The 23732-nt window shown below is 31.4% G+C and carries 24 protein-coding genes and 1 pseudogene; 9 read left to right on the top strand and 16 right to left on the bottom strand.

Going from position 1 to position 23732, the window contains the following annotated elements:
- Positions 1-30: 30 nt before the first annotated feature.
- Positions 31-234: pseudogene (locus FMG_RS06875) on the top strand (serine O-acetyltransferase); the annotation flags it as partial.
- Positions 235-324: 90 nt separating this feature from the next.
- A complete protein-coding gene (locus FMG_RS06870) occupies positions 325-1326 on the top strand; it encodes a hypothetical protein (protein WP_012290977.1) in 1002 nt (333 codons plus the stop codon).
- 59 nt (positions 1327-1385) lie between these two features.
- Here FMG_RS06870 and FMG_RS06865 read toward each other — a convergent pair whose 3' ends face one another.
- The 4 genes from FMG_RS06865 to FMG_RS06850 form a co-directional block, all read right to left on the bottom strand.
- Positions 1386-2960, bottom strand: a complete 1575-nt coding sequence (locus FMG_RS06865) for a hypothetical protein (protein WP_041250612.1) — start codon at positions 2958-2960, stop codon at positions 1386-1388.
- Entirely contained in the window at positions 2947-3687 is a 741-nt protein-coding gene (locus FMG_RS06860; protein ID WP_002837317.1) for an ABC transporter ATP-binding protein, read from the bottom strand. The genes FMG_RS06865 and FMG_RS06860 overlap by 14 nt, the downstream gene beginning before the upstream one ends.
- A 79-nt stretch (positions 3688-3766) precedes the next feature.
- A complete protein-coding gene (locus FMG_RS06855; protein ID WP_012290975.1) occupies positions 3767-4306 on the bottom strand; it encodes a DUF3783 domain-containing protein in 540 nt (179 codons plus the stop codon).
- Between the two features lie 9 nt (positions 4307-4315).
- Positions 4316-4732 (bottom strand): hypothetical protein, encoded by a 417-nt coding sequence (locus FMG_RS06850; RefSeq protein WP_012290974.1) that lies wholly within the window; start codon positions 4730-4732, stop codon positions 4316-4318.
- Between the two features lie 244 nt (positions 4733-4976).
- On the opposite strand from FMG_RS06850, the gene FMG_RS06845 reads away from it, so the two are divergent.
- Together FMG_RS06845 and FMG_RS06840 are read left to right on the top strand one after the other, a co-directional pair.
- Positions 4977-5672, top strand: coding sequence for an ABC transporter ATP-binding protein (locus FMG_RS06845; protein ID WP_012290973.1), 696 nt, complete (start codon positions 4977-4979; stop codon positions 5670-5672).
- Positions 5672-7912: an FtsX-like permease family protein gene (locus FMG_RS06840; RefSeq protein ID WP_012290972.1), complete on the top strand. Its 2241-nt coding sequence runs from the start codon at positions 5672-5674 to the stop codon at positions 7910-7912. Before FMG_RS06845 ends, FMG_RS06840 begins: the two co-directional genes overlap by 1 nt.
- Before the next feature lie 50 nt (positions 7913-7962).
- Here the strand turns inward: FMG_RS06840 and FMG_RS06835 are convergent, their stop codons facing one another.
- From FMG_RS06835 to FMG_RS06790, 10 genes are all read right to left on the bottom strand, one after another.
- The gene (locus FMG_RS06835; RefSeq protein WP_012290971.1) at positions 7963-9339 is read right to left on the bottom strand and encodes an ATP-binding protein; all 1377 of its coding nucleotides are present in this window, start codon (positions 9337-9339) and stop codon (positions 7963-7965) included.
- Between the two features lie 162 nt (positions 9340-9501).
- A complete protein-coding gene (locus FMG_RS06830) occupies positions 9502-9942 on the bottom strand; it encodes a GNAT family N-acetyltransferase (RefSeq protein WP_012290970.1) in 441 nt (146 codons plus the stop codon).
- 14 nt (positions 9943-9956) lie between these two features.
- Positions 9957-10268: a hypothetical protein gene (locus FMG_RS06825; RefSeq protein WP_002840905.1), complete on the bottom strand. Its 312-nt coding sequence runs from the start codon at positions 10266-10268 to the stop codon at positions 9957-9959.
- A 75-nt stretch (positions 10269-10343) separates the two neighbouring features.
- The gene (locus FMG_RS06820; RefSeq protein ID WP_002840812.1) at positions 10344-10736 is read right to left on the bottom strand and encodes a ferritin family protein; all 393 of its coding nucleotides are present in this window, start codon (positions 10734-10736) and stop codon (positions 10344-10346) included.
- Positions 10737-10926: 190 nt separating this feature from the next.
- Complete coding sequence (locus FMG_RS06815) at positions 10927-11451, bottom strand: GNAT family N-acetyltransferase (RefSeq protein ID WP_012290968.1); 525 nt, start codon at positions 11449-11451, stop codon at positions 10927-10929.
- A 343-nt stretch (positions 11452-11794) separates the two neighbouring features.
- The gene (locus tag FMG_RS06810; RefSeq protein WP_012290967.1) at positions 11795-12823 is read right to left on the bottom strand and encodes a S66 family peptidase; all 1029 of its coding nucleotides are present in this window, start codon (positions 12821-12823) and stop codon (positions 11795-11797) included.
- Between the two features lie 44 nt (positions 12824-12867).
- Entirely contained in the window at positions 12868-14196 is a 1329-nt protein-coding gene (gene rlmD / locus FMG_RS06805) for a 23S rRNA (uracil(1939)-C(5))-methyltransferase RlmD (protein WP_012290966.1), read from the bottom strand.
- Positions 14196-14456: a hypothetical protein gene (locus FMG_RS06800; RefSeq protein ID WP_002835237.1), complete on the bottom strand. Its 261-nt coding sequence runs from the start codon at positions 14454-14456 to the stop codon at positions 14196-14198. The genes rlmD and FMG_RS06800 overlap by 1 nt, the downstream gene beginning before the upstream one ends.
- A 78-nt stretch (positions 14457-14534) precedes the next feature.
- Complete coding sequence (locus tag FMG_RS06795) at positions 14535-16781, bottom strand: ATP-dependent DNA helicase (protein WP_012290965.1); 2247 nt, start codon at positions 16779-16781, stop codon at positions 14535-14537.
- Entirely contained in the window at positions 16778-17248 is a 471-nt protein-coding gene (locus FMG_RS06790) for an acyl-CoA thioesterase (RefSeq protein WP_012290964.1), read from the bottom strand. The genes FMG_RS06795 and FMG_RS06790 overlap by 4 nt, the downstream gene beginning before the upstream one ends.
- A 144-nt stretch (positions 17249-17392) precedes the next feature.
- Between FMG_RS06790 and FMG_RS06785 the strand changes: the two genes are divergently transcribed.
- The 5 genes from FMG_RS06785 to FMG_RS06765 all read left to right on the top strand — a co-directional run bounded on the left by FMG_RS06785 (position 17393) and on the right by FMG_RS06765 (position 22362).
- Positions 17393-17812 (top strand): PPC domain-containing DNA-binding protein, encoded by a 420-nt coding sequence (locus FMG_RS06785; RefSeq protein WP_002839538.1) that lies wholly within the window; start codon positions 17393-17395, stop codon positions 17810-17812.
- A gap of 9 nt (positions 17813-17821) precedes the next feature.
- Complete coding sequence (locus FMG_RS06780; protein ID WP_012290963.1) at positions 17822-18784, top strand: lipoate--protein ligase; 963 nt, start codon at positions 17822-17824, stop codon at positions 18782-18784.
- The gene (lipA, locus tag FMG_RS06775; RefSeq protein ID WP_002839554.1) at positions 18777-19640 is read left to right on the top strand and encodes a lipoyl synthase; all 864 of its coding nucleotides are present in this window, start codon (positions 18777-18779) and stop codon (positions 19638-19640) included. Before FMG_RS06780 ends, lipA begins: the two co-directional genes overlap by 8 nt.
- Before the next feature lie 46 nt (positions 19641-19686).
- A complete protein-coding gene (locus tag FMG_RS06770; RefSeq protein WP_012290961.1) occupies positions 19687-21228 on the top strand; it encodes an ABC transporter ATP-binding protein/permease in 1542 nt (513 codons plus the stop codon).
- Positions 21229-21336: 108 nt separating this feature from the next.
- Positions 21337-22362 carry a YeiH family protein gene (locus FMG_RS06765; protein WP_012290960.1) on the top strand — a complete coding sequence of 342 codons (1026 nt, stop codon included), beginning with the start codon at positions 21337-21339 and terminating at the stop codon, positions 22360-22362.
- Positions 22363-22578: 216 nt separating this feature from the next.
- Here FMG_RS06765 and FMG_RS06760 read toward each other — a convergent pair whose 3' ends face one another.
- Together FMG_RS06760 and FMG_RS06755 are read right to left on the bottom strand one after the other, a co-directional pair.
- Positions 22579-23016, bottom strand: coding sequence for a DUF523 domain-containing protein (locus FMG_RS06760; RefSeq protein ID WP_012290959.1), 438 nt, complete (start codon positions 23014-23016; stop codon positions 22579-22581).
- Between the two features lie 11 nt (positions 23017-23027).
- Positions 23028-23666, bottom strand: coding sequence for a Maf family protein (locus FMG_RS06755; RefSeq protein WP_012290958.1), 639 nt, complete (start codon positions 23664-23666; stop codon positions 23028-23030).
- Positions 23667-23732 lie beyond the last annotated feature (66 nt).

The raw sequence follows: 23732 nt of genomic DNA, 5'->3' as shown, positions 1-23732 counted from the left end.
ATATAGCAAGATTTACATTGCTGCACATACTTAAGTGGTACTGGCAACGAAAAAGAACACCAACGTCATCCAATTGTAGGTGATAATGTCGTAATTGGAACTGGGGCGACTGTATTGGGGCCGATTAAAATTGGAGATCGTGCGAAAATAGGAGCAGGTGCAGTTGTTTTACATGATGTTCCAAGTGATTGCACAGCAGTTGGAATGCCTGCAAAAATAATAAGACACCATTAATAATGAATTTAAATCTCTTTGGTAATTAAATTTGCTGAGGAGATTTTTATTTTATGGTAGAATGGATTTATAAGCTAGCAGGAGGAATTTATGAAAAAGAAAATATTTGCAATTGTAATGATGCTTTTAATGTTGTGCTCATGTAGCATTGGAAAAAGAGAAGTGTATTTGTATGGAGAAGATCACGATATAAAACCTATTTATAATGAAGAGTTAAACATTTTGAGAGATTACTACAAAAAAGGTGGCAGGAATTATTTTTTGGAGTATCCTCATTATTGTGCACAATATCTTAATTTGTGGATGAAATCAGATAATGATGAGTATTTGAACAAAATGTTTGATTTTTTTAAAAAATACGGAAACTATGATTATGATTACACTATTGAATTTTATAAAACTATTAAGAAAGAAATGAATGATATTAGATTCTACGGTGTAGATGTGGGACATGCTTATGATAGCATTGGCAAGGATTACCTAAAATTAGCAAAAGAAAAGGGCGACAAAAAGGATATTGAACTTACTGAAAGAGCGGTAGAACAAGGCAAGAATTTCTATGATAAGGAAAAAGTTGATGACTTAAAAGCCAGTGAGTACAGAGACAAAATGATGGCAGAAAACTTCATGGATACATATAACAAGACAAAAAGAGATGTTATTGGATTTTTTGGATTGGGACATATAGATGGAACACGTTATATTAACGATCATATGATGAAAAATTTACAAGACAAAATTAAAAATATTCACATAGTTAATTTGTTGAAAAGTAAAAATCTCAAACCAATCTCAACAGAAAAAATCACATACAATGGAAGAGAATTTGAAGCGGATTTTTATGGAATTATAAGTCACAAGTACTCTCCATATCCTCACGAAAAATTATACCGAATTAAAGATACGGAATACTTCAAAGATTTCACGACAACAGGTTACAATCAATCATTTCCATATAATTTCAGCTTTGAAAAAGGAGACATCATATTAACCAGACAATACAACGATAAGGAACAAAAAGATGTTGTTATACGCGTTACAAGTGATGGATCAGAAGAACTTTTCTTAGTAGACTACATTCAACCAAAATAATTAAAAACAACACACTAAAAAATCATCCTCTATTTAAAAAGAGGATGATTTTAGTTTGTCTATTTTATTTTTCTCCAAAAACCAAATTGGTTGTAAAGTTCGATTCCTATTACTATTAATGCCCATGGGATTGATATTCCCATAAGAATCCATTTAATTGGAACTGATTGTATGCTAAACATTACGGCAGAGAATATTGCTATTGTCAAGAATGTAAGTCCCATCATTTTAATTACATAAGCAAACTTCGATTGTCTGTTCATAATATCTGAAATGCTAGACCAATTCACGTATTTGTGTTTGTAATCGCCTGCAACTTTGAATCTGCAAAATACGAATATCGATATTAAATTCAACACAATTGCAAGTATTATGAAATGGATTTTTACTCTGAAGAATAAGGAAAATCCTAATATTGCAAGTGCAGAAAATACTCCCATTATTATAAATGAGAATTTAACTTTTTCATTCAAATAAGTTTTCTTACTCATTGGCAGACTCATCAAATAATCGTGGTTTTGCCCGTCCAATGAAACTATTATCGATTGCAAATTCATAGGGAATAGCCCGATGAACACACTGTACATAAATGAAATGCTAAGCGCTACTGCAAGTGATTGCACATCGGAAATACTTGTCCCAATGTCACTTCTCATATTAGTCACGTTAGTAAATGTCATTATTATTGGAAACATTACTGGGAATAAAATACAAGATGTGATAGTTGTAGCATCACTCAAAAGCATTTTGTTGTATTTGAACATTTCTTTGCCAATGTTGCTAGGCTCTTTGTCGACTTTTGTTCGTCTAATAGAATTTTTCCTGTTTTGAATGTCGCTCATGTGTTCGTACAAGTTCTTCGATGCAAATTCTAGAATCGCTTTTCCTAAAATCACTTCAACAACTGCCAATATAGCGATGAAAATAATCGCTGAAACTGGATTGTGAAGTAATCCTGAAATAGGGCCAAGTCCTGTGGCGTTCTTCATGATTTTTGAATTTTGAATAAAAATTACAAATACAATGGCAACGACTTGAATAAAAATATTAAGCCCAACCATTATTTGCGTGTTGAATTTGTACAATGCAGATGTTCTCACCAAAAGTTCTGCAACGACGATATTCAAAATTATTGTAAAAACGAATAAAACTACGAAATTCAAAATTCCGTACAAAATCGCCAAGAATATATTGAATTTAAAATCAATGAAAAATTTTATAGACAACAATAATATCGGACTTAAAACTGTCAGCGAACTCAACATTGTCAAGAAAGTCTTGGATATGAACATTTCCTTCTGGCTAATTGGGAAATAGGACATCTTCAACGAATCCTTGTTTTCATAAAAAAGATTGAATACGCTGATAAAGTTTTGCAAAGTTCCCAAAATCACCAAGTAAAACACGAACAAATCATACGCCTTCGGTGCCTTGCTGTAATCGAATATAAGTCCGAACATAAGCCCGTAAATTACAATCATCATCACAGCAGACATTATATATTGTCTGATAATTTTCTTGTAAATACTTTTATTATCCGCAGGCTTGGTCTTCTGTCTGATTTGACCTGTGAGCATAGGATTGATATTCAGTAAGTCGATTTTCATCAATTCTTTTAATTTAGTTTTGTTCATTTGGAACCTCATCGTGTGATTTTATCATTTCAAGATAAATTTCTTCCAAGGATTGATTTGGATGCAAGTCTTTTAATTCTTGAACAGTACCCAAGAATATGAGTTTTCCTTTTTGTAAAATTCCGATTCTGTCGCAAAGTTTTTCTGCAATTTCCAAAATATGAGTTGAGAACAAAACAGTATTTCCTTTGTTTGCGTGTTCTCTCATCATTTCCTTCAAATTGTAAGAGCTTTGTGGGTCAAGTCCTGTCAACGGTTCGTCCAATACCCACACATCTGGATCAGATAACAGAGCAGCTATTACGAAAACTTTTTGTCTCATACCATGTGAAAAAGACTCAATTGGTTGGAAGAATTCTGTCAAATCAAATTTTTCGGAAAGCATCTTGCAAGTAGCGTTGAATTTGTTTTCTTCAATTTCATAAATCGTTCCGACAAATCTCCAAAATTCGTAAGGAGTCATCTTCAAAAACATATCTGGACTGTCAGATACATATCCGATTTTTTTCTTAGCTTCCATTGGATTTTCTCTTACATCGACGCCATCGATTTTGATAGTTCCTTCTTCAGGTTTGATAACGCCAACCAAGGATTTTATCGTAGTTGATTTACCGGCTCCGTTGTGGCCGATAAGACCGAATATTTCGCCGCTATTAATTGTAAGATTCAAATTGTCCAAAGCGATTTTCTTGTCGTATTTTTTTGTCACATTCTCAAAAGTAATCATAAGTACCTCCTCATGTATCATACTGTATGATAATTGTAACACACTGAAAATATAATGTCAAAAAAAGAATTAGCTATTTCTAACTAATTCTTTCTATAACAGATTTTAAATGGTTGAATCTTCTGATAAGTTCATCTTTTTCAAATTCTTTTGGTTGCATATATTCAGTGACTTCAGTAATAGTTTCATAAAGTTCATCATCGTCGTTTTCTTTGTACAATCGAATAGCTTGTGATCTAAGAGAAGCAAGCTCCTTGTAAATCGTCATCACTTCGTGTTCTTCCTTGTTTTCCAAAAGAAGTTGCTTAAGTGGCCAATTGATATTGTGTTCTGTTGTGACACATTTGTTTGGAATGTAGACATCTTCACGTTGCATATCTTTCAAAAATCTATTCAAAATTTGATTGTTGAATTTATTAATCATAAGAAAATTAATATTCACACCTTCTTCAACACATTCAATTTTGTCACCGTCTTCTTCTTTTAAAAGCACAGATATTTTAGTGCGCAAATCAGAATCATCGCATTCAATTATTTCAAAATCGTGCTTTTCAGATTCTATCACCAAAAATTCTTTAATATTTTCAGGCATATTGTAAATTAAAATCGATCTAGCCATAAAACCTCCTTAAATATTCATATCTTCCCAATCAAAATCATCACTCAAAGGCTTGTTATTATAAAAATCTTTGAACAAATCCTTCGTATCTTCGACACTCACATCATCGACACACTTTACCAAACTGTCAGCGATATCCTTCATATATTCAATATGATAGACACACTCATCAGCAGCAGGAATAAAAGTCGCTTGAATGAAACTTTCGCCTACAAATTCCAACGAGAAAAAGTAAGTCTTCTTACCAGATCTCACTTCCTTGTAATTTCTTAAAGCATCTTCTGAAATCTTGTCTATCTCATCTAAAACTATATCGAATAGGGGAGAGTCGAATGTTTTTTCTGAAGTTTTCAAAATCAATTTACTATTTTGCTCTAAAAACTCATCAGTTCCACTAAAAACTCCCTTTTTCAAAAACTCAAGCATAAAAACCCTCCTTTAATTCAAAAATTTATTTTTTAATTTTTGCTATCATACTTATAATATCATAAATCAGAAATATAATACCCAATCAACTGAAAATAATTATTACAAAACATAAAACAAAATACGAAACTATCTGATAATTCAATTTATACGAATGAACGAAAAATTCGAAAATTTTATATATGCTAAAGTGAAAAAGTGATATAATATCAATAACGATAATCAATATTGAAAGGAGGACGAAATGATAAAAGTAAATAATTTACACAAGAGCTACAGCTCTGGTCAAGAATCTATTGAGGTACTTAAAGGAATTGATTTGGAAATAAAAGATGGTCAAATAATTTGCGTTTTGGGGCCATCTGGCTCGGGCAAATCCACTTTATTGAACATACTCGGCGGAATTGAAACTATAGATGAAGGTGAGGTAGATGTTTTCGATAATAAACTTGAATCCATCAGCAAAAAAGAACTTGAAAAGTACAGGCGAAATTATGTTGGATTCGTTTTCCAATTCTACAACTTAGTCAGCAATCTAAATGTGTTGGAAAATATTGAAGTTGGAAAATATTTATCAAATAATCCGATAGATATAGATGGTTTGATTGACGATTTGGGATTAAAGGAGCATATTTACAAATTCCCCAACGAAATATCTGGAGGACAAGCTCAAAGAACATCAATAGGAAGGGCTATCATCAAAAGGCCAAAATTATTGATTTGTGATGAGCCGACTGGGGCATTGGATTACGAGAGCGCAAAGGATGTTTTGGTTTTGATTGAAAAACTCAACAAACTTTATGGCTCAACTATAATAATCGCAACGCACAACACGCAAATTTCGAAAATGTGCGATGTGATATTGTCTATTCACAATGGCTCGATAAAATCAATCGAAGAAAATAGAGAAAAAATCTCTGCGAATGAGGTGACTTGGTAATGAAAAATCCAATTAACAAAAGGATAGCAAGGCAACTTGTGAAAAATCCTGCAAAATATTTGCCAATTATTTTAGCTATGGTTTTTGTTGTTGTTTTTTCGTCATCTTTTTTCACTTCACAAGATTCAGCAAAGGCTCTTTATTACGAGCAAATAAACAAGGGGAAAGTCGAAGATGGACAATTTACGACGATTTATCCGCTTGATGATGTTACAAAAGGAAAACTCGAAGACGAAAATATAGATTTGTACGAAAATTTCAATGTTGAGATTTCTCATACAAATGAAAGAAAACTCAAAGCTTTCATCAACAGAAAAAACATTAATATAGCTCAAATTTTAGAAGGAAGGCTTGCTGAAAGAAAAGATGAGGTGGCTATTTCCGGAAATTACGCAAGAGCCAACAAAATAAAACTGGAAGATTCGATAAAATTAAACGACAAAAATTTTAAAGTCGTGGGAATTGTTTCACTGCCGGATTACTCATCAATTCTGAGAAATAGAGATGACCTCGTAATGGACACCGGATATTATGGCACTTGTCTGTTAGATAAAGATGGATTTGAGTTATTCAAAGATGTCCCCATCAAATATACTTATTCTTATCACACAAAAAACAACTTAACAAAAAAACCTGCCAACGATAAGCTAAAAGATTTGATTAAGATTATTATGAAGAAAAACGTCGTGATAGATGCAGTTACGAGATACGACAATCACTGCATAACTTACTTAATGGACGATATGGACGGAGACGTTCCGACAATGACAACTTTTATGGTTATTTTGTTCATAGCGCTTGCTTTTGTCAGCGCCGTTCAAATTAAAAGTATGATAGAGAAGGAATCATCCGTAATAGGAACGCTGTTAGCATCTGGATACACGAAGGCTGAATTACTGAAAAATTATATGATAACACCTGTAATTATGACGTTGTTTTCGGCTGTTGTGGGGAATGTAATTTCATATTCCTATGCTTACAAAAAATACGTATTTTTGTACTACCAAAGTTTTGATTTGCCAAAATTCAAACCGATTATAAGTTTGAGGTCGTTTTTGATAACTTGCATAATTCCTCTTACAATTTATATGGCAATTAATTTGTTGGTTATTTCGATGAAATTGAAAGCTACGCCATTGGAATTTTTAAGGGGAACCTTCAAAAGAGAAAAAAGAAAATCCAAGGTGAAACTCACAAAATTTAATATCATGACCAAATTCAAACTCAGAATGTTCTTGGACAACAAATTCAACCTTATCGCACTTGTTTTTGGCATTTTCCTAGCAAATATGATACTGTTATATGGTTTGTCAGTCAAGCCTATTTTCGAGTCGTATTCTGAAAATATGAAAAACACGATGAAATACAACTACACTTATTTTGTGCGAACTGAAGAAAAAAACGTAAAAGCTGACAAGTCGACAATTTTAGACGTTGAATTGACGGATAATGACAATAAAAAAGTTCAGTTTTATGGAGTAGATGACAATTCCAATTATAAAATCAAAAACCTATCGCAATTAAAAAAAGATGAAGTAGTTGTGTCGAAGGGATTTTTGCAGAGATTTGAACATAAAATAAACGACAAAATCAAAATCACAGAGCCTTATAACAGCAAAACACTAGAATTAAAGATAAAAGGTGTTGACGAAGATAATAATTTGTATCAGATATTCACCAAGAGAGAATTGCTGAATAAAATTATCGAAAAAGATAGTGGATATTTTAATGCTTATCAATCGAACAGCAAACTCCACATTTCCAATTCTAATTTAATCACAAAAATCAACAGAGACGAGATGGATAAATTTATGATTCACTTTTTGGATAGTTTCGGAGTTGTTTTTAAAATGTTGTTTTATATTGGAATTGGATTTTATCTGATAATCACATTTATAATTTCCAACATCATACTCGACAAGTCCAAGCTCAACATATCGTATCTCAAAATCTTTGGATACAATGACGGTGAGATAATGAGTATTTACGTTAATATTGTATTTGTAATGCTGGTTGTCTTCCAGCTAATTATGATACCTTTAATAGATAAATTATTTAAACTTATCATATTAGTAGTGATGTCGAAGTTCGATGCGTACATCATAGCAAAAATTCCTGTGCATATGTACTTGCTCGCGATTTTGTACAGCATAATAATTTTTGCGGTTATTCAATTGCTTCAAAAAATAAAAATATCAAAACTCGATATGGTAAAAGAATTGAAAACCATTAATGGATAAACAAAACCCCCAAAGTTTTTGTAGACTTTGGGGTGATTTTTTAGTTGAAACTAAGCGTACATGTCATCTAACGTAATAAGCTCAACATTGTCATCGTATGAAAAATCTTCAAAGCCAGACATGCTAATTATCCAGTAAAATTTTTGGTTGCTGTTAAATATTTTCGATTTTTCAATTAATTCATTGAGTACAGATTTCGGACAAAGTCCATTTCTCCATTTGCATTCCACGAACAGATAATTTTCACTGTCGTAAGCTAATATATCAATTTCTGATTGTTTTTTACGAAGAGAATCATTTCCCCACCAATTGCCATAATCGGTAGGTAAGAATCTCAAATCTCCAGATTTGATTCTGTATTCCAAGTACTCTATCGAAATTTTTTCGAAAATTTTACCCATATAATCATTTATAGAATTTTCTATTTTTTCTGAGTATACTCTGTGACCCAATTCGAGATTTATCAAATTGAGATTAGGTTGTACAAATTTGTACCAGAAATTAAACATCGTGTCTTTAATCAAATAAATAGGGCGATTAGATTTGCGATTAGTCACAGGGGTTTTTCTTTCAATAATTCCAAGTTCTATCAAACTTTCAAGATAAGGACTGATTGAGCCGGATTGTACACCTAATTTATTGGATATTTCAGATACTTTGGTTTGTCCATGGGAAATTAAATACAAAATATCGTTGTATCTTTTTGGGTCCCTGAGTTCTTGTTTCAATAAATTAGGAGGTTCTTCGTATAATCTGCCTTGCACCGACAAAAAATTATTGATTATATTTTCTTGTAAACTAATAGAATCATCAAAAAAAACTAGATATTCTGCAACGCCTCCAGTTAATCCAAAAACAATTGCCTTGTCATGATTAGAATAATTCTCTACAAATTTTGCAGATTCCTTATAGGAAAAAGGATTTATTTTTAGTTGAATTGATCTTCTTCCATAAAGAGGGCTTTTATATCCTAAAACTTGGTTTTCCATAAAACTCATAGATGAACCACATAATATTAAAAACAATTTGCTTGTCGCTTTGAATTCGTCAATCAAATTTTGAAGAACTGAGGAAATTGATGGGAAAGATTCAGCAATGTATGGATACTCATCAATGACGAATGCAATTCTGTGATTGACGGAATATTCGAATAGAAATCTAAACGCATGATCAATATCAATAAATGCAGGTAAATTTCCATCATAATTACAAGCCTTATAAATTGATTGTGACAAATGATTCAAGTTGATAAACTTATCAGATTCTACACCGACAAAATACGATCCAGATTTTTCTTTCATAAATTTTTGAATCAAATAGGTTTTTCCGACTCTTCTTCGACCGTAAATTACACACATGGAAAACATCTCTTTAGAAAATTCTGTATTTAGTTTTTCTAGTTCATTTTCACGACCAATAAATTTCATATTCTCACCTCATCTCTATTATAGAACACAATATCGTACAATGCAATATTACGATATTGTATATCACGATGTTGCATTAAAAATATCAAAATAATAATTAGTTGAAAAGTTTTGAAATAGTTTAGTAATTTTTTGAAACAAAAAAAGCGACAAGTTCGCCGCTTAAAATTTGTATTCAAATATTTCTTCATCGATTTGCTTAAAACCTACAGCTTCAAACATTTTTCTGCTTTGATGATTAAAAGCATAGATATTTGCAGTGACAGATTTTAATCCATTTTCTTTTGCTAATTCCAAAATTTTTGTGACACAATTTCGTCCGATATGTTTGTTTTGAAATTCTTTGCACACAACTATCGTTATTTCATTGTCATCAGTCAAGGAAATATCTCCAACTAATTCGTTATTGTATTCAATGTAGAACAACTTTCCATGAGTATTCAAGTAATTGTACATTTTTTTTAATCTATCAATATCGTATACGAAATCAATGTTGTCTACTTGTTTGCACACATCTTTATCTTCGTACCACTTCAAAGTAGTATCGTAATTTTCAAAATAGGGAACAAGGTTGATTGCTTCATTGACTATTATAGTGTCCATATGAAATTCTCTAATTATTTTATATTGTGTTTTGCCATTTTTTCCTTAAAAATATCTGTGATGATTTTTTGCAATTCGTCACGTTCTTTTTCAGGAAGTTCGCCTTCTCTTTTTGCTACAGCGTAAAGTTCAGGATATTGGTTAGCAATTCTTTCTATTGTTTTAGTCGTTGAGTGTTTTCTTACAAAAAACGGAATTTTCTTGATCCATCCATCCGGAACTAATGCTAATATTTTATCGGCGGCTTCTTTGTCACTGATTTCTGCTGAAGATAGTCCGTCGTTGATTTCTGATTGTTCTTTTTCTGTAAAATCTTCTAATTTCATGAAATCCTCCTTGTGTATTTAAAATTTAATATTGTTATATTATAACGCTAATAGTATTATTTATCAAAATCCAAATTAATTCTTAATTAACGAACTTACAATATCACCGTGTCTTTTTTCATCGTTTTTGACACTTTCTATTTCTGGGAATTTTTCAGCAACTGGTGCATAGGTATTAGCAGCATTGTATTCTCCATTTGCAATTAGTTTATATAATTTTTTCTTTCCTACTATCTTATAGAGCAAAGGAATAATTATCGCTTTGGTTTTTTTAGGTTTCAGATTTTCTTTTGTAAGATTGTGGAATACCGATGCATGATGACCTTCTTCTGTTGCAAGCTTACGAAAAGCTTCTTGGTCATTTGCATCTTTTACAGTATCTGCAAGTGCACGATACATTAACACAACATCTAATTCACCTTGTTGCGATTTCAATAGTATTTTCATATCTTTTTGTGTTATATTCATTTCTTCTCCTTGTTTAGATTCGATTAGTTCCCTTAAATTCATAGAATAATTTTTTAGTTAATTTAATTTTACCACAAAACAAAAACCCGACTATTATCAATTGTGATAAAGCTGGGTTTTAAATTTTAATATAAATTCTATAAATTTTTTATTGCTCTATTGTAGTTTTACGCTGTACTTTTAAACACAATTAATTGTCTATCCAATATCTTTGAATCGTCTTACCATCTGAGTTAACAAACTCATTTTCAAGTACTCCACCATTTTTAATAATAGACTTAGCTGATCCTATATTTTCTTTATCACAAATCATGAGTACTCTTTCAATTCCCAATTTTTTACACTCTATCAAAGCTAGTCTTACCATTTCTGTGGCATAGCCTTTTCTTCTCTCACTGGGTCTTATTCCATCTCCAATATGTCCACCTTCTTTCAAAAGTGACTCATTTAAATAGTGGCGAATATTTACAGCCCCTAAAAGCTTATCTCTTTCTTCATCTAAAAGGAAGAAAACTGAATCTGGAACTTTATTTTCAGTTTTAGATTTTATTTCTAAGTTATTTAGATAATAGTCAAAATCATGGTAATCATTTTTAAATATTGACCACGGAGAAGTGTTTGTGTTATTCATTTCTTGGTCAATCTTCCATTCATCGATCATCTCACCAAGCTTTAATTCATACTCTTTAGTTAGTTTAATTAATTTTAGTTTCATATATTTTCCTTAATTCCATTCATACCGTGCACACAACTTACTCAATATCCAAAATGTAGCTACAAACAAGAATTTGAAAGAAATTTTCGACTACTAACTTCAAAATACTAACCTTTTAATAATAAATCCACAAAATCAATAATATATTGATTTCAAGCACTCAGTTTTTTCTAACTCTTATCCAACAAACCAACAGCTTTGCAGAGGCTTGAGTGATTAGTATGGATAAAATTTATTTTTTTCAAAAGCCTCGTATGAGGAAATATGCCGATCAATAAACATCTTGTAATTTACTAAATCATTCTAAAGTAGAAAAAACAATTCATAGCCAGATCAATTTTGTTTAATAATTAAAGGATATAGTTTGTTTATTTACATTTACTTCTGCTTCTACCCCAAAAGGAATTATACATCTTGGAGTTGAGTGCCCAATATTTATATTATAGACAATAGGTAAATCTTTATTGGTGATTTCTTCTAATAAAATAGATTTATACTCCTCGTAATAGATTTCATTTTGAGGTTTCCCTACTAGTATTCCTGATAATTTATCAAATATTCCGTAGTTTTTTAGAGCACGTATCATTTTCCTATATAAATCTGGTTTTGATTTTTCTTCGCTTGATTCTATTAGTAAAATCTTATTCTCCCATTCCTCAAGGGTTGGAAATAAATTATATTTGCTACAAATTTCTACTGTATCGTTAAATCTAGAATTATCGAACATATCATATATTGTTTCTATGCATCCGCCTAAAATTTTTCCACTAAATATAGGATTTCCTCTTAAAAGCTCAAAACCGGTATTAGGATGGCTTTTCATTTCTATTCCTATAGCTTTCTTGCTAAAATCTTCCCTTGCCTCATACCAAACTTCACTAGGATGTATCTCATTTATTTTTCCTGTTTTTATAAGTTCCAAAAAGTATTTTTCTGTATAAGCTAACATATTAGCAGATAGTTCACATACATCTGGCAAGAAAGCCTGACCATAAAATGTTTTTATGCCAAGCTTATTTAGCATAAAGTGATTCATTGTTGAGTCAGAAAAGCCTAAAAAAAGTTTTTGTTTAACAATATTTTTTAATCTATCTCTTTCAAATAAATAAGGAGCTAATCTGTAGGTATCTTCTCCACCAATAGCACATAAAATCATATCAATAGTGTCATCTTCAAAAGCAAGCAGCAAATCATCTGCCCTAAGTTCTGGATTATTTTTTAAAAAGTCTATGCCTTTCAAAGAATTAGGTAAAAATTCTATTTCGACTCCTAACTTATTTAATCTATCTATTCCTATTTTTATTTCATGCTCAACAAAACTTTCTCCCAAAACACCACTTGATAAGCTCACAACTCCTATTTTCTTTATCATTATTTCCTCCAAATTTCTAAATAAAGTAAAAATATCCTATATTCTTATTTTCTTGATAGAAGCACAACAGCTTCGCAGTGGTAAGTCCTTGGGAACTGATCGAAAAACTCTAATGACTTAATTTCATACCCTTTTTCGATAAATTTGTCCAAATCCATTCTTTGTGTTATCGGATTGCAAGAAATGTAGATGAATTTATCGGGATTGATGTCGATTAATCTATCGATTGCTTTTGGATGAATTCCATCTCGTGGAGGATCCAAGACTACTACGTCTTTTTTCTCAACTTTTTCCATAAAATTCAAGCAATCATCGCAGATGAACTCTGTGTTAGTCAATCCGTTTAGTTCTGCGTTTTCTTTTGCTTTTTCGACTGCTTCTTCTACTATTTCGACGCCAATCACACTTTCGGATTTTTTAGCGAAAATTTGTGCGATGGTTCCAGTTCCACAATACAAATCATATACGTTTTTTCCTGACAAATCTCCAGCCAATTCCAATGCTCTGGTATAAATTTGTTCTGCTTGTGCCGGATTTGGTTGGAAGAAGGAAAATGGAGATATCCTAAATTCCAAGCCGTTTATTTTTTCTGTCAAATATTCTTTGCCATGCAACAATTCTAATTTGTCGACTATTACTGCGTCTGAAATATTATCGTTAATTGTGTGGTAAATCGATACGATTCTGTTGTCGATTTGCTTTGCAAATTCAACGAAATCATTCACATCAAACTTATCACTTGTCGTTACCAAATTAATCATGTACTCATCATCACTGAAACTTTTTCTGATTATGAAGTGTCTCAAAAGCCCAGTATGTTTTATTTTTTTGAAAAATTCGTAATTTTTGTCACGAAAATATTCTTGAACAGCTTGTCTGATTTTGTTGAAGCCTTCATCAATGATATTGCAATCTACAGTGTCTGTTATTTCGTAGAATTTGTTTTTAGTGTGAAGTCCCAAAACAAGTGGACCACCTTTGACACTATCTCCAAAAGTGTATTCCATTTTGTTTCTGTAGCCTTGTAAAATAGGCGATGGATGAAAAATAATATCCTCATCGTAAATATCTTTGTACAATTCTGTGAGTGTTTTTTTCTTCAAATCGCACTCCACATCGTACTCTAATTTTTGATAAATACAACCGCCGCATCTTTCATTTACAGGACAACCTTCAATAGTTTCAAGGGGAGACTTTTCTAGTTTTTCAACTAGTTTTCCCTCAATAAATCCCTTTTTCTTTCTTTTTCGTTGAAAAGAGATTGTTTGTCCTTGAATTGTGTTCTTTATAGAATACAAATTATCGTCTATTTTGCAAATTCCCTTGTTGGGAAATACATTGTATTCTACTTTTGCCTCTAAAATTTTTTTCATTATCCTTGTAGACCGTCTGCTTGTCTTTGCATATTTTCTACGACGATATCATGAATATCTCCGATTGATTGTCCGTATTCCAATACTTGCCAAGGTTCATTAGTATGGAAGTGTATTTTAATCAAATCATCGCCACCTACAACCAAAAGACAATCGCCTTTGAAATGTTCTGTGATATATTCACTAATTGTATCGCTTGATAAGTTTTCTCCTGCTATTAATAATTGTGTATCAAATCTAAATTCTATTTGTTCTGACATAATTTCACCTTCATTTTTAAATTTCCCATTGGGATTAAATTAATTTTACCATATCGAATTGCTTTTTTCTCAAAAAATTTATTTCCAGCTATTTGGAAGAAGCGATTTGTAAGGATATGAGTCAAACCTATCGTCAATCAAAAATAATTCTCCAGTATCGGTATCTGTTCTGATAAGTCTTCCACCAGCTTGGTGTACCTTGTTCATTCCTGGATACACGTAAGCGTAATCGAATCCGTTTTTTCCATTTTCGTCGAAATATTTTTTAATCAAATCATTTTCTACGCTAATTCCAGGAAGTCCGACTGAAATTATCCCTACAGTATTCAATCTGTCGCCGCTCAAATCAACGCCCTCACTGAAAACTCCACCCAGAACACAAAAAGCCATTATGTTTGAACTTGTTGTAAATTGGGACAAAAATTCCAACCTTTCCATATCAGTTAGCGTTCTTTCTTGCGTTAAAATATCGAAATCACAAATCTCATACACTGATTCCAAATAAGAATAAGATGGGAAGAAAATGAGTTTGTTTCCAGGCTTTTCGTTGATTTTTCGAAGAATTTCTGCGATTTTGTATTTCGTATCTTCGCGGTCTTTAAATCTAGTTGAAATATTGATGTGATTTACTTTCAAATTCTCTTTTGGGAAAGGAGATTCCAATCTTATGTTGTAGAATTTTTCCAAACCCAATACATCTGCAAAGTAAGTCATAGGAGACAAAGTCGCTGAGAAAAATACATTTGATTTGCATTTTTTCAAAAGATTTTTAAAAATATTGTGTGTGTTCAAGCACATGATGTTGTAAATAACATCATCGTTTTCTGATTTTATCAAAGTAACGAAAGAATCATCGTAAAAATCAGAAATTTTCAAAAACTTATTGATTTCAAAATACACATCCAATACTTTGTCGTAGTATGGCTTGTCCTTTTCTTCAACCAAGAATTTCGTCATGGATTCTTTGCAACGAACACAATAATCAATCAAATCAACCGACAAATCCTCATAAGTGTTGACAGGTTTTCCCAAAGCTTCATCTTTGATTTGCTGGGCGATTTTTTTCAAATTGCGTTTGATTTTGAGTTCTTTTTTTTCATCTACGAGCTCATCACAACAGTCCATAAGTTGGTTGAAACTCAACGAATAAGAGTACATATCACGTCCTCGACTTACCAAGTTATGCGCTTCGTCAACCAAAAGAGACATCCTCAAATAAGGAACTTCGAAAAATCTTTTCAGATAAACTACCGGATCAAAAACATAATTGTAATCGCAAATCACAATGTCGCAGAAATTGGACAAATCAAGCTCCAACTCCAACGGACACACTCTGTATTTGAATGCGTATTTTTTAATGATTTCTTCCACGATAATATCTCCGTTTTCAAGCATATCGAGAATGCATTTGTTGACCCTGTCGTAGTGACCTTTTGCAAATTCGCAATCATTCGGATTGCATTTAACTTCATTATTGATACAGACCTTGTTCTTTGCGATTATCTCGACTGATTTTATTATCAAACCTTTTTGTTTCATCAAATACAATTGGTCGTTGCAGGCTTTTTTAAGAGTAGACTTTGCAGTCAAATAAAAAATCTTGTCCGTCAAATCTTCTCCCATAGCTTTAATTGAAGGAAAAAGCGTGGAGATAGTCTTGCCAATTCCTGTTGCAGCTTCCACCATCAAATCCACACCCTGTTTGGTTGCAGAATAAACGTTTTGGCTTAAATACTTCTGACCAGCTCTAAATGCAGGATAGGGAAATGACAAGTTCTGAATGGATTCGTCACGCTTCTTTATGTGCTGTGTGATTAATTCTGTGAACACGGAATATTTTTCTAACAACGAAAAATAAAATTCTTTTAATTCTTCAAAAGTAAAATTTTGCCTGATAAATTTTATTTTCTTGGTATCAGTTTGATAATAAGTAAGTTGCAAATCAATATCTTCCAAGTCGTTGTCCAAAGTATAAAAATACCCGTAGCATTTTACTTGTGCCCAGTGATATTTGTTGGAATTGTATTCCAATTCTTCCAAATCACGCGTAGTAGATTTTATTTCATCTATTAAAGTTTTGCCGTTTTTAATTCCTATTCCGTCAGCTCTTCCTTCTACGATGTAATTTACTGATTTGTAAAGGGTAGTGTTTTTGAGAGTAACTTCCGGCAAAAATCCAATATCGTATTCTTTTTGAATCATTTTATGGATTTTCTGTCCTTCTTTTGCTCTGTCGAACACATTTCTGAACCTATCGTCTATGTCGCCACTTCGTTCAGTGTATTCAACCAAATCTCTGACAGAAAGTTTGATTTCTTTTTTCATAGTTTATAATTTTGTTGAAGCAAATTTACTTCTTTGTAAATTTTTCTTCTTTCAATCGCTAAATCACGATACATTTTATCCTCATCTGTTACGTATTCGATTTTTTCATTTACGATTTCCGATTCTCCGTCTTCGCTTACACTTACCATTGTGAAATATCCCGAAGCTTTTATGATATCTGTGCCTTCAACTTTTGCACGAACGAAACATTCCATGCTAGTTTTTCCAACATAATCTATAATAGCTGTGATTTTTATAATTTCTCCCAATTTTGTTGGAGCGTTGAATGTCAAATTATTTACGGCTTTTGTCAATGTTTTATTGGAACAAAATCTTCTGGTGCACACACCTGCGATTGTGTCCATCATTTTGAATAATTCTCCTCCGTGAAGAAGTCCATAAAAATTTCCCATATCTCCATTTGCTCTGAATTTTACAATTGTTTTTGTATCTTGTTTTGCTTTCATATTATCCACCTTTTAATTGCTACTTCTATTATAGTATAAAATATTATTTTCGGGAAAATGAAATCAACGCAAGTTTTTTAAATTGAAACAAAAAGAAATTAAATGTATAATTAAATTGTATGAACTTTACAGGAGGTTAATGATTTGAGATATAGAGAATATTATGATAATGTTTTAGTCCGAATCGAAAAGGGCGAAGACGTTGTAGAAAAATTATTCGAATTAGTTGAAAAACTTCAACTAAAAAATGGTTCTATTTCTGGTATCGGTGCCAGCGATAATATAACTGTGGGATTATATAGTGTCGAAAAACAAGAATACACTAAGAAAAATTTCACAGGTGAAATGGAAATCACGAGCATCCTTGGAAATATCTCTACTATGAATGACAAACCTTATTTGCACATGCACATTACATTTGCAGATGAGAATTTGAATGTTCACGGTGGACATTTGAACGAGGCTATCATATCGGCAACTTGTGAAATCATAATTAATAAAATAGACGAAAAAGTTGATAGATTCAAAGATTCTGAAACAGGTTTAAATTTATACGATATATAAAGGAGATAAATGAAATATTATTTTAATAATGACAGCGTAGATCCGTATTACAATTTTGCGGTTGAATATTTTTTTGCAAAGCACAACATTCCAGTGTTTATTTTGTGGAGAAATAAGGATTCAATCTTACTAGGCAAAAATCAAAACATTTACAGAGAAATTAACTTGAAGTATGCTGAAGAAAATGGGATTAATCTAGTTCGTAGATTGTCTGGCGGTGGCTGCATATATACTGATGAAAAAAATATGCAATACACTTTTATTGAAAGTCAAAACTACGCAAATGATTTCAAACATTTTGCAAACATGATAATCAATCAAATGAAAAAAATGGGACTTAATCCAGAATTCAGCGGAAGAAATGATATTTTGATTGACGGTAAGAAAATAAGTGGTAACGCACAATATATGAAAAACAGCATGGTTGTTCATCATGGTACAATTCTTTTCGATATTGGTGTCGAAAAAATGATGCATTCACTTACTCCGCAAAAAATAAAATTCGAAGGAAAAGCCATCAAATCTGTAGAATCCAGAATCACAACTATTAATGATATGATTGATATGGAATACGATGAGTTTTTCAATAAAATTAAAAACGGTATCATTGAAGATAATAACTTAGAAGAATACGCGCTTAACGATTCTGAAAAAGAAGAAGTGAATAAATACATCGATTTATTTAAAAATGAAGAATTTATTTACTCAAAAGGAGAAACTACCGCGAATTATCAAAGAAAACACAAGTTTGGAGTTGTGGAGTATAGCTACAACATAAAGGATAATTTGATCGATAGTTTCAAAATAGAAGGAGATTTCTTTTCGAACAAAGATATTTCAGAATTTTGCGATATGTTTGTTGGAAAGGCTATGACAATAGATGGTTTCCACAATGTTTTGAAGGATGTTAATATTGGAGAATACATTGTTGGAATGGATGAGAAAGTGTTTTTAGGTGATATATTTGATTAGAAAACCAAAATGGATGAGAATAAAGATTGAAGGTAGCCAAAACCTTCACGAAGTAGAAAGTTTAGTAGATGGATTTGAATTGAACACGGTTTGCAAGGAAGCAAATTGTCCTAACAGAATGAAATGCTACGAATCTCGTACTGCTACATTTATGATTTTAGGAGATATTTGTACTAGAAATTGTAGATATTGCAACGTAACTACTGGAAGAGGAAGAGTTGTTGATGAAAAAGAACCTGAAAATGTTGCAAAAGTTGTGCAAAAATTAGGTTTGAAATACGCAGTCATTACTTCAGTTGACAGAGATGATTTAAAAGATGAAGGAGCAACTCAATTCAAGAATGTTATCAAGGAAATTAGAAAATACAATGAAGGAACATTAGTAGAAGTTTTGATTCCTGATATGCACGCAAAGCATGAATTGTTGGATATTGTTTTTGATGAAAGACCAGATGTATTAAATCACAACGTTGAAACAGTTCGTTCTATCTTTAAAGAAATGAGACCACAAGGTAACTTGGACAATTCGTTCGAAGTTTTGAGATATGCAAAAGAAAAAGGTCTTGTAACTAAATCAGGATTCATGGTTGGACTTGGAGAAACTAATGAAGAAGTTCATCAAATGTTAGATAAGTTGAACGAACTAAAAGTAGATATAGTTACAATTGGACAATATTTGATGCCAACATTGAACCATGCAAAGTTGGACAGATATGTTACTCCAGAAGAATTTGACGAATTCAAAAAATACGGTGAATCAATAGGAATTAAACACGTTGAGAGCGGCCCATTTGTAAGAAGTTCTTACAATGCGGGCAATGTATTTAAATCATTGGAGAAAAAAGAAAATGAGTAATGCAAAATAGGGCGAAAGCTCTATTTTGTATTATAAGAGGGAAAGTATGAACAAGTATATTTTTAGAGAAAAAATCAATTTGCTGGTGCAAATTTTACTGACGATTTTGTTGTCGTGTTTCATGTCGGTGGCTATAGTATTTACCAAAAGGTTATTTGAAATTGAAAACAAAACCTTATCATTGATTGTTATTAGTGTTTCATTGATTTTGTTTTCAGGATTAAATTATCTGAAGGACAGAACAATCTACAATATGGGACTTTCTTTTGTAGAAGGTTTCAAGCAAGATTTGTTTCACAATGTGATTTCACAAAACTTTTATGAAATACAACAAAAAGAAAAAACTTTTTCGAATGACATCACATCGACATCACTTTACTTAAAAGAATACTACATTATTCCGACATTGGAATTAATATCTGATACAATTTTATTGATTGCAGTTTTTGTTACAATAGGATATTGCGTATCATTTGTTCCAGTGTCAATTATAACAGTTGGAGTGTTGATTTTCAGTTTAATCAATGTGAGAATCGACAAATCAATAATAGAAAAGAAAATAAATACATCAAATTTAAGAAAAAAATACGTTTATTTTCTTGATGATATGTTAAACTCCAAGAAAGTTATCAACTCAAAAGCAAACAAAGCTCTTGAAGTTGTACACAGCAAACTAATTGAAGATATATCAGAAAAAGTTATGGATCTTGACAAGGAAGAACTCACGAAATACAACCTAAAATTATTGTTTATTGGATTGTATTTTATAATCAGTTTGATTTATATTATCAAATCACCAGAAATAAAAACTGGTGAAATTATAATACTTATCAGCTCAATCATGTTGTTGTATCACATGATTAAAAAAATCGTAAAAGAAAGATCCATGATTGTGCAATCTGAAGATAAAGTTTTCGAAATGGAAGAAATTTTTGGCAATCAAGAAAAATCAGATAAAATCATCGAACACATAAAAGACATTGAGTTTAGAGATGTAAAATTGTATTCTTCAAATGTTAAAGTTAAAATCAACTACACATTTAATACTGACAAAAAATACTTAATTATTTGTGAGAATGAAGAAGTTGTAAATTTACTAGCTAAATCATTCATTCAGACATTGTCTCCACAAAGTGGAATGATTTTAGTCAATAACGAGCCTATAGAGGAGTTTGATTTGTCATCAAACATGCTAGTAACGTACGATGAAAGTTATATTTTCGACACTGATTTTAGAAACAATGTTACATTATTCAATTCATTTGCTGATAAAAAAATTCCACCGTTATTAAGCATATTCGATGAAGAATTGACTTCAAAACAAAGATATTCTGAATACAGTGATAGGGACAAGAATTTGATTAGATACAAGAGAATAATCAATCAAGATTCTGAATTCAACATGGTAGTTAATTTGTTTGAAAATTTGGACGAAAATACTGGAAATATTTTGCTTGAAGATTTCATTTTGAGATTCAATGGATCAATCTACTGTGCTAAGGACGTTAATCCATTTATCAAGGAAAAATTTGACGAAGTATTGTATGTTAAAAATATTGACAGCGACTATTTGTTAGTTCAAGAATAATTCAAACATCACGGTAAATTATTTATCGTGGTGTTTTTTTGGTTTTTATACTTTACAAGAAAAATTTTTGAGTTAAAATATATAAGTAATTAAAAATTTGGAGGAATTATGAATTGGTTAAATAAAAATTATAAAGGATTATTGCTTTGCCTTTTAATAGCTATTCCTTGCCACTTTTTAGGGAAAAAATTCCCTGTAATAGGTGGAGCAGTCCTAGCGATTTTGGTTGGGATTGTTATGGGATACATTATTAAAGACAAATCACAATTTGAAGTCGGAATGAAATTTGCATCGAAAAAAATATTGCAATACGCAGTAATTTTACTTGGATTTGGAATGAATTTGGCGGTTGTAATGGAAACTGGAAAACAATCATTGCCAATAATTATACTAACTATTTCCACATCTTTAATTATTTCTTATGTACTTGCAAAGAAAATGAATATTGCGAAAAACATTGCGATATTAGTAGGAGTTGGATCATCTATTTGTGGTGGATCTGCAATTGCAGCAACTGCTCCAGTAATAGAAGCTGATGATGAAGATGTTGCACAAGCAATTTCTGTAATATTTTTCTTCAATGTAATTGCGGCTTTGATTTTCCCGTTGTTGGGAAGCGTGATTGGATTTTCCACTCATTCTGGAGAAGCGTTCGGAATTTTTGCGGGAACTGCGGTTAATGATACATCATCAGTAACAGCTGCAGCTGCAACTTGGGATGGATTGTATAATTTGGGAACACAAACATTGGACAAAGCTGTTACTGTAAAATTGACTAGAACATTAGCGATTATTCCAATCACTTTGGTATTGTCGTATTTGAGAACTAAAAAACAAGAACAATCAGAAAAAGTTGAACTCAAAAAAATATTTCCTATGTTTATTTTGTATTTCATTCTTGCAAGTATTATAACTACAGTTGCTTTGAAAATGGGAGTAGATGCGAAAGTTTTTAATCCATTAAAAGAATTGTCTAAATTTTTCATTGTAATGGCAATGGCTGCAATTGGATTTAAAACAGATATTGTAAAATTGATAAAAACAGGCGGCAAACCAATCCTACTTGGATTTTGTTGCTGGATAGGAATCACTATAGTTTCAATTGCAATGCAATTTGCACTCGGACTAATATAGCATAAAAGCTACGCAAAAATTTTGCGTAGCTTTTTTCATGAAAAAAAAAATCACGGCTTTAGGGGGAGCCGTGATTCTTAAGTACAATTTTATCTTACAAGGGGTTTGTTTGATATAAATTGATATCTATTATCATTATACTACGGTTTTTCAATTTGTCAACTAAAAATGGTTATCAAATTAAAAAAATCAAACAAATAGTAATATTTTTATATTTTACAGTAATATTTTAATATTTTCTTCGCTAAATAATTTTATATTTTCTTTCGAAAGTTTTTGAGCAGCAATTCCCATGCCTTTTATTTTTTGATGATTGAAAGTTCCATCGTAAATGTAATTCGATCCACACGATGGAGAATTTTCTTTTAAAATGGCGATTGAAAAGTTGTAAAGCTTCGCTAACTTCAAAACTTCTTCACTTCCTTTTTCAAATTCTTTAGTAAATTCTTCTCCATCATAATCAAAAACTTTCCCATCCTTAATCTCAATAGGATTTCTTGGAGTAGGCATTCCACCCATAATTTCTGGACACACTGGAATTAAATTGTATTTTTCTTTTAGTAGATTGATAATTTCATCGTCTAATTTGTTATTGGATCCGTTGTATTTACAATCAACGCCCAACAAACAAGCGCTAATTAAAACATTTTGCATATTTGTCTCCTTTAATTTTTGCAAATTCTTTTATTAATTTCACTGACAGGAAGGCCTATAATTGTGTTCAAATCACCTTCGATATAATCTATAAGAACTGGATTTAAATCCTGAATTCCGTATGCACCAGCTTTGTCGTAGACTGTGCCTTCGTCGATGTATTCTTTGATTAATTGGATATTTTTATCTGTTTTTTCTGAAAATTTTACGTTACTGTAAGTGTAGAATATTTCTTCGTAATTTTTTGATTTTAAACAAACAGACGTTACAACTTTGTGAATTTTTCCAAGATAGGATGTTAGCATATCCAACGCTTCGTTGTAATTTTTTGGTTTGTTCAAAATTTTTCCATCATTAATCACAATTGTATCAGAAGAAATGTAAAGCGTGTCATCTTTTAATTCTAATGGATGAATTTTTGCTTTGGAAATTTCGCAGCAAACAAGTGCAAGCTTTTCTATGATTTCTCTATCTTTATATTTTTCATAAGCTAACTTTTCTATTTTTCTCTCGTCAATATCTGTTGAAGTGCTTTCAAATTCACAAATATTTTTCAATAATTCGTTTCTTCTTGGAGATTTGCTCACCAAAATTACGTTATTAAATTTGTCTAATTTTCCGATTTTTGTAATATTTTTTACGTATTTCATTTTATCACCAAATATATTTTCTTATCTTTTTATTAATGTGTCAAATGGGTATATATAATGTGGTGA

This window comes from Finegoldia magna ATCC 29328, from assembly GCF_000010185.1.
GTDB lineage: Bacteria > Bacillota > Clostridia > Tissierellales > Peptoniphilaceae > Finegoldia > Finegoldia magna_H.
Note: the sequence above shows the minus strand (reverse complement) of the source record. Positions and strands in the feature narration are given on the sequence as shown.